This window comes from Dethiosulfatibacter sp., from assembly GCF_983023055.1.
In genome coordinates, this window is the sequence record NZ_CEZJXU010000033.1 from 1 (window position 1) to 10,115 (window position 10,115).

10 protein-coding genes are annotated in these 10,115 nt (G+C 36.6%); all 10 read right to left on the reverse strand.

Annotation, left to right across the window (positions count from 1 at the left end; genetic code table 11):
* A partial coding sequence (locus AC3AX0_RS02540) for a THUMP domain-containing protein (RefSeq protein ID WP_487548733.1) occupies window positions 1-479 on the reverse strand: 479 nt, incomplete at its 3' end.
* A gap of 11 nt (window positions 480-490) precedes the next feature.
* Complete coding sequence (gene tyrS, locus AC3AX0_RS02545; protein ID WP_487548734.1) at window positions 491-1,720, reverse strand: tyrosine--tRNA ligase; 1,230 nt, start codon at window positions 1,718-1,720, stop codon at window positions 491-493.
* Window positions 1,721-2,164: 444 nt separating this feature from the next.
* Complete coding sequence (locus AC3AX0_RS02550) at window positions 2,165-2,710, reverse strand: class IV adenylate cyclase (protein ID WP_487548735.1); 546 nt, start codon at window positions 2,708-2,710, stop codon at window positions 2,165-2,167.
* 1 nt (window position 2,711) lies between these two features.
* Window positions 2,712-3,410, reverse strand: coding sequence for a metallophosphoesterase (locus AC3AX0_RS02555; protein WP_487548736.1), 699 nt, complete (start codon window positions 3,408-3,410; stop codon window positions 2,712-2,714).
* A gap of 12 nt (window positions 3,411-3,422) precedes the next feature.
* The gene (locus AC3AX0_RS02560; protein ID WP_487548737.1) at window positions 3,423-6,137 is read right to left on the reverse strand and encodes an ATP-binding protein; all 2,715 of its coding nucleotides are present in this window, start codon (window positions 6,135-6,137) and stop codon (window positions 3,423-3,425) included.
* Entirely contained in the window at window positions 6,127-7,230 is a 1,104-nt protein-coding gene (locus AC3AX0_RS02565; protein ID WP_487548738.1) for a metallophosphoesterase family protein, read from the reverse strand. Before AC3AX0_RS02565 ends, AC3AX0_RS02560 begins: the two co-directional genes overlap by 11 nt.
* Window positions 7,231-7,442: 212 nt before the next feature.
* Complete coding sequence (locus tag AC3AX0_RS02570) at window positions 7,443-7,685, reverse strand: thioredoxin family protein (protein WP_487548739.1); 243 nt, start codon at window positions 7,683-7,685, stop codon at window positions 7,443-7,445.
* Between the two features lie 192 nt (window positions 7,686-7,877).
* Entirely contained in the window at window positions 7,878-8,846 is a 969-nt protein-coding gene (locus AC3AX0_RS02575; RefSeq protein ID WP_487548740.1) for a permease, read from the reverse strand.
* 9 nt (window positions 8,847-8,855) lie between these two features.
* A complete protein-coding gene (locus AC3AX0_RS02580; RefSeq protein ID WP_487548741.1) occupies window positions 8,856-9,155 on the reverse strand; it encodes an ArsR/SmtB family transcription factor in 300 nt (99 codons plus the stop codon).
* A 212-nt stretch (window positions 9,156-9,367) separates the two neighbouring features.
* Window positions 9,368-10,115 (reverse strand): sulfite exporter TauE/SafE family protein (locus AC3AX0_RS02585; RefSeq protein ID WP_487548742.1); only part of this gene is annotated, 748 nt, incomplete at its 5' end.

Here is a 10,115-nt window from a genome sequence, read left to right on the forward strand (position 1 = left end):
TCCCTGGTTCCTGTTGTATCCATTGTGAGAATGGCCTTGTTTTTATTAATGGATATCTGTACTGTAAATTCAGCACCCTTCTCACTGAACCATTCCTGGTCGTATTCTTTAGTAAGTTTGTTTACTATAGCCTTCTTAACTATTGACTGACAGTCCGGAACGCTTGAAAGTTTTGACTTAAGGGACTTTCCATTTACAGTAAATTTACCGTCTCTGGTTATCCAGTCTTCCCATGGAAGGTCGAATGTCTGATCGTGAAGCTCTGTAAAGGTGAATGCTTCAAACTCTCCCATCACAAGAAGTATCCTTTCCGCGCTTCTAAGGTTGATATTGGTCTTTATAATATCTTCAAGGGTTCCGTCAAAATATATCCATCCATTGTCCACTCTAAGATCTTCATAGCCCATGTTGAGGAGTTCCCTTTTTACTACTGCTTCCAGTCCGAATGTACAGACTGCAGCAAGTTTTATTTTCATCATATTTTCTTCCTTTATATTAGATTTAATCTATGGAATTTCTTCTTTCCTTTTTTGATGATCATCTTACCGTCTACGAAATCTTCTGCAGTTATTACCTGGCCAAAGTCGGTGATTTTTTCATCGTTTACTGATACTCCACCCTGTTGTATAAGTCTTCTTCCTTCACTGTTTGTTTTGATAAGTCCAGTGTGGCTTAGAATATCTATAATTGTAGGGTTATCTTCTAGCTTAGCTGCTTCAAAGTCACTTGATGGCATGTTTACTGAATCAGTTCCCTTTGTAAAGAGAGCTCTTGCAGCTTCCTGAGCTTTTTCAGCTTCTTCTTCATTGTGTATAAGTTTTGTTATCTCGAATGCAAGTATTTCCTTTGCATGGTTTATTTCTGCACCTTCAAGTGATCCAAGTCTTCTTACCTCTTCCATAGGAAGGAACGTAAGTAGTGCCAGACATTTCTGTACATCAGCATCGTTTATGTTTCTCCAGTACTGGTAGAAGTCATATGGTGAAGTCTTTTTAGGATCAAGCCACAATGCTCCTTTTTCAGTCTTACCCATTTTCTTTCCTTCACTTGTTGTAAGCAGCGAGAATGTCATTCCATACACACTTGCAGCATCCTTTCTTCTTATAAGGTCTGCTCCTGCTATGATGTTTGACCATTGGTCGTTTCCACCAAACTGCATCTTGCAGTTGTAAAGTTTGTGAAGCATGTAGAAGTCGTATGCCTGCATTATCATGTAATTGAACTCAAGGAAGGTAAGACCCTTCTCCATTCTGTTCTTGTAGCATTCAGCAGTAAGCATCCTGTTTACAGAGAAATGAACTCCAACTTCCCTCAAGAAGTCTACATAGTTAAGGTTCAACAACCAATCGGCATTGTTTACCATTAGTGCCTTGTCATCTTCGAAATCAAGGAATTTTTTAAATACAAGCTTGAAATTCTCTGCATTTGCAGCTATTGTTTCCTTTGTCATCAATGATCTCATTCCAGTCCTGTCGCTAGGGTCTCCTACCATTGTAGTTCCGCCACCAATGATTGCTATAGGCTGGTGACCATATCTCTGCATGTGAGTCATAACCATGATTTGAATATAGTGTCCAATGTGCAGACTGTCTGCAGTAGGGTCAAATCCAATATAAAAAGTGACCTTCTCTTTGCCAAGGAGTTCCTTGATTTCCGTTTCATGGGTGCACTGCTCGATAAAACCTCTTTCCATCAATACGTCGAATACATTTTTTTCCATAAACATACCTCTCATTTTTTTATAAATTTAACTGATTAAATAAATTAAAACTCAAGAAAGCAGCATTGCTGAGTTAACCGAGTGAGCGGTTATTCAGATGCGAAAGAAAGTTTCCTTAACCCCAAAATACCAACACTTCAAGGGATTTTGCATATTTAACTTTCTTGAGCTACAAAAAATCGCCCTTGAAATATTCAAGGACGAGTATAGTCGTGGTACCACCTTAATTCGCATAAAGCCTTTAAGTACATATCGCATACCTGCGCTGCAGTTTCCCACAGAGGTTCAAGAGTCGTAATTCATGTCTATGCTCTGCAGTCTTTCCACCACCCAGACTGCTCTCTGAATCAAGAACAACAACACTACTTTCTCCATCATTACCTTAATAGATTATACACATATTAATACAAAATTCAATTATTGTCAAGGTATTCCGGACAATTATCAATCCTCTATTCCCGCTTCCCTTCTCAGCTGTTGAATGGATTTTGCCGTGATGCTATCCTCATCCAGATTCAAGAGTTTTGCAGCCCTTTCGATATCCTTTTTATCCTTTACCTCAAGTTCAAGGTAGGGCTCTGGGTAGGTATCCTTGTCCCAGGTGTCTATTTCAAAGAGTATGTCATCGTAGATGTAGGAAATCCTGTGCTTTTCTCCCCTATGCTTAAGCTCGTAACCAAGGTCTCCAAGAATCTTTTTCATCTCATCACAGTTGTCTATCTCAACCTCGTGCTCGATGTTATGTCTAGCACCCTCTGAAGATATATTCTTCTTTACTGTCAGAAGAATTTTTTCCGAATCATTATCCAGATTCCTCTTAATCCTTATTCTTGCATAACCTTTGTAGTCATTGTGCAAACTAAATCCCGGTGTATCGAATATGAGATTAACCTGGTGCTCATTTTTTATCTTTTCAGCGTTCAGCTCTACAAGCTTCTTTTCAATTTCCTCAGGGTCTATATTCAATACCTTGACTTCTATTTCCTTCATTCTACACCTCTTTAATTATCTTTATCTTGAAATCCAGATAATCCGCCGCCACACATATAAATTCAGTGTTGCCGAATTTACCTTCCTTCACATATTTGTGTCCATCTTTACCGTGAAGATGACCATAAAGACAGATATCAATATTTTCACTGCTTATATACTCTCCGAAATCATCAAGTTTTCCCCTACAGTCGAATGGTGGAAAATGAAGTAGCGCGATTGTCAGTGACGGGTCTTCCACCATTGAAGACTTCACTGAATTTCCAAGTCTTCTAAGCTCCCTGGTGTATATAACCTCATCTTCCTTCTTGAATTCGTCACTGTCTTTTGACATCCATCCCCTTGTTCCATAGACCTCAAGGTCATCTTTAGAGAATGAATTGTTGTTTATAAACTTAATGGTTTTGAATCCCATTAAATTCATCTTTGTCATAGAAGACCACCAATAGTCATGATTTCCCTTGGTCATTATCTTTGTTCCCGGGAGTTCTTCTATTAGACTCAAATCAACATATGCTTCCTCCAATGAAATTGCCCAGGATATATCCCCGGGCAATAATACTACATCATCATCGCTGACCAATTCCTTCCATGAATCGAATATTTTTTTGTCATGGTCTTTCCAGTTTTCTCCAAATATATCCATGGGCTTTTCTTTTTTTGAATCCAGGTGAAGATCAGATATTCCAAATATTTTCATTTTTTGCTCCCGTTATATTTCTATATAGTTGTATGGAATTCCTTTGGCATCAAAAATATCCTTTTCTCTCGTTTGACAGCTAAAAAGGAGTATCTGCCTTTCTTTACCCATATTCACCATGATATCAGCGGCACTCGTGAGCCTTTTGTCGTCGTACTGGGTAAAGCAATCGTCAAGAATTACAGGTGAATCGTCGTCACGGGATATTATATCCACAAGGGCAAATCTCAGTGACAGATAAATCTGATCCACTGTTCCTGCACTTAGGCTTTCAATGTATACCTCTCTGTTGCTTGTTGGATCCACTATAGAAAGATTGAGCTTTTCATCCAGTCTTATTTCATTATACTTACTTTCCGTTATAAGACTGAAATAATAGTTTATCTTTCTAACAAACTTCGGAAGAAATTCTTCCTGAATGTTCTGTGATGCCTTTTCTATTATAGACTGGGTATTCTGAATTATATCCAGTTCATTGTCGATTTCTTTCTTCTGTCTTTTATAGTATTCGATTTCTTCTGTTATTTCAGACAATTTCCTGTGACTTCTCTGCTTGATGCTTATGTTCTCAACAAGGTTTTTTACCTTTTCATCAAGGTCCCTTATTTCTTCATGATTCTTTTTATGTGTTTCAAGTATTTCTTCCTTGCTGCTATATTCAGAATTCGAAAAAAGTATGTCAAGCTTCTCTATCTTGGTCTTCATTTCTTCCAGTGTATATTTCCCAAGAATGTTCTTTAGAGTTTCCATCTTGGCTTTTCTCAAAAGAACCTTGTCCTGAATGTTTCTTTGCTCCTTGATCTGATGTTTAAGTTCTTCTACCGACTCAACTCCGTTTCGCTCAAGTACATCTCTGATGACCTCTGTATTGTCTTGTTTGCTCCTGGATACTGATTTAAGCTCATTTCCAACAGATTCCAGCTCCTGGTTTGTGGACTTTAGATTCCCTGTCTTTTCCCTTGACTCTTCTATCCTTCTTCTTATGTTGCCAAAGATACTTATGCTAAGCTCGCTATATCCAAATATTCCAACCCTTTCGATAAGTTGACTCTCAAGATTGTCGTTCTTTCTTTTTATAAATGCATGCTCCTCTTCAAGTGTCTCAAGAGTATTCTTCTTTTCAGTTATATTTCCAATTTCAGAAGATGCAATATTGTATTTTGCCTTAAGGTCATTCAAACTGGTGCAGTCCGTTTCTTCAAGAATTGTTCTATTTTCAGCTTCAAGACTCTTCTGCTCTTCAAGATTTTCAATATTTTCTTTTTCTATCTTTATGATTTCATTTTTTACTGCCTTTATTATCCTTCTACTCCTAAAAGTATCCTTGTATACGAGTGCAGGTACTGCAAGTAACAATAGCACAAAATAGAAAAGGTCATTGTAGAAATACCTTGCCATAATATGTGATCCTGCAACAATAAGTCCTCCAAAAATCAGTGAAAAGAGAGTATTTGTTATGACACCATTGTTCTCCTTCTTAATCTTGCTTTTAAGAACTAAAATTATATCGCTTTCTAGTATTCCCTTGTAGTATTTTATTTTTTTCTGATTCACATAGTATTTATCGTAAGAATCTATTGTTGTTCCAAATTTGTTGTTTTCAAATATATCTATTTCCTCATTTATTGCATTAATCTTGGTTTCAAGTCTTACTTCTATACTCTTGTTACTCTGTAGGATCTCATAGTTGGAATTCATTTTCTCAAAGTCCACAGTTTCATTCCCTATGATGAGCCCTTCCTTCAAGATCTTAACGGAGCTTATTAGAGCTTTCACCCTTGTTGCCAGTTCCTTCTCTCTAGTTTCAAGCTGCTCCAACTTCATGAATAGCCTTATGAGGCTCTCATAGTCCTCTATGTTAATGTCATGGATTTCATCGCTTCCTATTTCAGCATTTAATGACTCTACCTCGTCTGACAACTTCCATGCCGTTTCATAGGCTTCCTTAATATTGTCAGCGTCCAACTCTCCTACAATGTTTTCAACATTCTCGTATTCACTTTGCTTTTTCCTAAGCTGCTTCTTGTATGCATCCACAAGCATAAGCTTTCTGCTTGTCTTTCCATCGGCCTCTTCCCTCAAGTCCATTTCCTCTTCAAGGCTTACTAGTTTCATCTTTATTTTACCGAACCTGGTGGATGAATCATTACTACTGCCCATCTTCTTTTTCATGTCATCAAGATCATCAAATACATTTTTTATCTTAATTGACTCATCTTTTGATTTTGCTAGATTTTCAATCTTTTCCTTAACATCAGCAATAAGATTTTCATCAGTTCTGCTGTCAAGCTGGTTTATGCTAAAGGTGTTTGAAAACATCCTTCTGTTAATTCCGAATATTGTCTTTCCCGGCTCTATAACCTGATATTTTTTGCTGTATTTGAACCTTTCACCAAGGTCGTGTACTCCATTTTCATCGGTTATTTTTACATCATTGCTATAGAAATCCCTGTAAATCTTGACCTTTTCTCCGTTCTGTGAATAGACAAGCTCTCCATCGTAGCTTTCCTCCATCCAAGGATTGAACTTCTCCATATCACTCAGCCAGTTGTTTTCAACTCTGCCGTTATTTGCATGAAACCCGTAGAGCATTCCCTCTATAAATTTCTGCATGGTGCTTTTACCTGCTTCGTTGTGTCCATATATAAGATTTATTCCGTTTGAAAATTCTATTTCCCTGTCCTTGAATTTTCCGAAATTAAGTAAATTTAGTCTGTTAATAATCATTGCTGCCCACCTTTTCCTTCAACAAAACGTCAATGCCCAATAGCAAAGTCTTTTGACTGTTGATGTTTTCGTCCTCTTCCTTAATTAGTTTTATGAAATCTCCTATTAGATTTCCCTTGTATTCTTCAAATAATAGATCATAGTCTATGTCGTATGTATAATTGTCCATAAATTCAATGTGCTGGAAATATGTAGATGCTTCTGCCTTAACCTTGTCTATGTCCATTTCCATATTTACCGTACCGTTTAATATAACCTTGTAATAGTCCTTGGAAACTGAAATATAATCGCCTATGAACTTGATAATATCAAGTATTTTCTGATGTTCGTACTCAGGTTGAAGATAGAGTTCCTTTAGTATGAACCTGCTTTTTGCAGTAGGCAAAAACACCTTTTCGAAATTTTCCTTGTCTATCTTTCCATAAATAACTCCATGCTGTCCATGTTCCTTGAAATCCAAAGGCTCTGGTGATCCAGGATAAATGACCCTTTCAGAATGTTCATTGTACTGGTGATAGTGGCCTAAAGCTATATAGTCAAATTTGTCCATTAACGATTCCACATCAATTCTCAAGTCGGGAGGATCGTTTCCTTCAATATCTCCATGGGCAAGAAAAATATTTACCATTTCTTTATCGGTTTCAATGGAGCTGATCACTTTTCTTTCTTCCTGTACTCCTTTAACCTCAAGACCTATTGAATATACACAAAGACCTTCTTCTTCAAATTCCATCTTTTTAATACTATCCGTCGTATCCACTATATACACATTCTCAGGCCAGTCTATATATTTATAATATGAGTTCACTGAATAGGGGTCGTTGTTCCCAGTAGTCACAACAACCTTTGTATCCTTGGCTTCCTTGAATTTGGATGAAAGTCTTTCAATATCTTCAATTGTACAATATTTGCCATCAGTGAGATCTCCAGCTATAAATAGAAAATCAATTTCATTTCTTATGCATAGCTCAATAATTTTGTCGAATGTCTCCCACAAGTCAATTCTTCTTCTAATGCTGTCGCCGACATCGAAATTCAGATTAAACTTTTTCCCTATATGCAAGTCGGCAGTATGGATAAACGATATGCTCATTGAAACCTCCTGATAAATAATATATATAATTTTAACACATTATTCATATCCATGCACAAAGAATTCTTCTTCATCGTTAATAGATGTAAAAAAGCATTCAGAACGCTTTGAAAACTTGTTTTAATCATTATAATATAAATCAGCAATAAAAAAAAGGTACTAAATTAATAACACCTTTTTTTAAAGACTCAGAAGATATATTGCTTCGATTTCTATTTTGAAGCTATTTCAAGCATACTCTTTATTTCCTTTGTTGTTGCAGTCTTTCCAGCAAAGGCAACCTTGCCGTCTATTACAAGAGCCGGTGTAGCCATTACACCAAAAGACATTATTTCCTTTACGTCTTCAACCTTTTCAACAGTGGCATCAAGTCCAAGTTCCTTCACTGCATCCTTAACATTCGATTCAACCTTGCTGCACTTAGCACATCCCATTCCTAAAACCTTTAATTCCATTATTTCCTCCTGGTTTTATGTCACAATTATAGTTGAGTCAATTCATGAAAGCTAACGTATATAGACGCTTCAACCGTATCCTTTAGATTGAATGAATTGTAACGAAACTTATTGTGAAATAAAATCTCATTTTAAATTTTATTTATTTACTTTTACTTCCATAATTTCATTGTATTTGTTGCATTTTTCAATCTATATTACCAGGTGGGCTATTCCATTAAACATATAGCCTATAAATACAATTCCGATTGTAGTAATAGCAACAAAATTCGCTATAAGTTTTGGTTTAATAACCTTCCTGAGAAGAACCATTTCTGGAAATGAAAGAGCCGTAGTGGCCATCATGAATGCCATGGCAGTTCCAAGTCCCACTCCCTTCATGAGAAGAGCTTCTGCTATTGGTATTGTTCCAAGAGCGTTGCTGTAAAGGGGTACTGCTATTACTGTTGCAGCTAATACAGCCAGTGGATTTCCTGGTCCTGCATATTTAGTCAAAGCAGCTTCTGGAGCCCATCCATGTATTGCAGCTCCAATTGCAATTCCAACAAGTACATATTTCCATACCCTTCCAATTATTTCAAGAGTATTGGATTTTGCAAAGTTTATTCTGTCTTTGAAGGTTAGCTCTTCAACATCAGGTCTGTTCATCTGCATCTCGTAAACATATTCCTCAACGTATTTTTCAAGCTTAAGCTTGTCTATGATTATACCTCCAACTACTCCAAGAACCACTCCCATTGCCACATAGAGCACTGCTACCTTCCATCCAAAAGATGCCCACAATATTGCAAAAGCCGCCTCATTGACTATTGGCGATGTTATTAGGAAGGAAAATGTAACACCAAGAGGTATTCCACCTTCAACAAATCCAATAAACAAAGGAACCGACGAACACGAACAGAAGGGAGTAACTATCCCTAATAGTGATGCCATGATATTTTTGGATACGCCCTTAAACTTTGATATATATTCCTTAGTCTTCTCCGGTGAGAAGTAGCTTCTTATATATGATATTGTAAATATCATAAAACCCAGTAGTATTATTATCTTTACTGAGTCATAGAAGAAGAAGTGAACACTATCGCCTATTCCCGTATCTAGGCTTAATCCAAATACATTCTCCACCAATTTTTCCATCAAAACATAAAGCCAGTCAAACATAATATCCTCCTATATATTTCCCAGAAGACTCTTCAAATCTTCCACAATTATTTTATCTACTTTTTTAAGAATATCCATTGTTTCCATATTCTTTATTTCATACATCATCTTGTTGCCTTCCTTTTCAACCTTGAGTATTCCCGCATCCTTTAAAATCTTAAGATGCTGTGACATGTTTGACTGGGAATATTCCTCCGATACAATTTCACAGGCACATATACGTTCATTTGCCAGTTGTTTTATAATATCTATCCTTACGGGGTGAGCAAGAGCCTTGAAAAACTTAACTTCAAATTCCTTTATATCCATATTTATCTCCATAATTTTATTTACTTATTTCATCTTACCATGGTAATCATTGTTAATATTATTTCATCACCGAATCAATAGTTCAGTCTATATAACAAAATAAGCATATTAGAAAGTTCTAATATACTTATACATCTTTGTTAGTATTTTGTCAATACCTATTATCTATTTAGTTTTTAATATTAGAATTACCTATACATCATAATTCAATCTTATAGCCACAGACCCCACAATTTTCCTGCCATTACAACTACCGCAGCAACTATTACCATTCTTATATACTTATCTCCCTTTTTAACAGCGAAATTACTACCAAGGAAGGCTCCGGTTGTGTTTCCCAAAGCAAGAAGCAGTCCCAGACCCCAGTCCACACTTCCATTAATTACAAATACGGCAAGAGCCGATATTGTATATATGGCAACAATCATAACCTTTAGAGAGTTTATTTTAACCAACGACATACCTGTTATTAGTGTCAGTGATACAATCATTATGAAGCCTACCCCAGCCTGTATGAATCCTCCGTAAATTCCAACAAAAAAAAAGGCTATTATTGCATAAATCTTTCTTTTTCCAGTCAGTTCTTCTATCTCTCCCATGTGAAGGAGCTTCTTTTCAGGTCTTGTTATTATCATTGCCATTACCATTATCATTACTATTCCCAGCACCTTGTTGAATATAGCATCATCCAAATTTACAGCAATATTTGATCCGATTATGGAACCTATTACCGCAGGTACTGCTAAAACTAATGCTATCTTTGGATAGAAATATCCCTTTCTCCTGAAGTTTGCTGTAGCCGCAATATTTTGAGCCACCAAAGCTATTCTATTGGTGCCGTTTGCCGTAGCGGAAGGAAGTCCCATGAAAATGAGAATAGGCATTGTAATGAGTGATCCTCCTCCCCCCAGAGTATTTAAAAATCCTGCAACGGTTCCAGCTATGTATACAAGTAAAAAT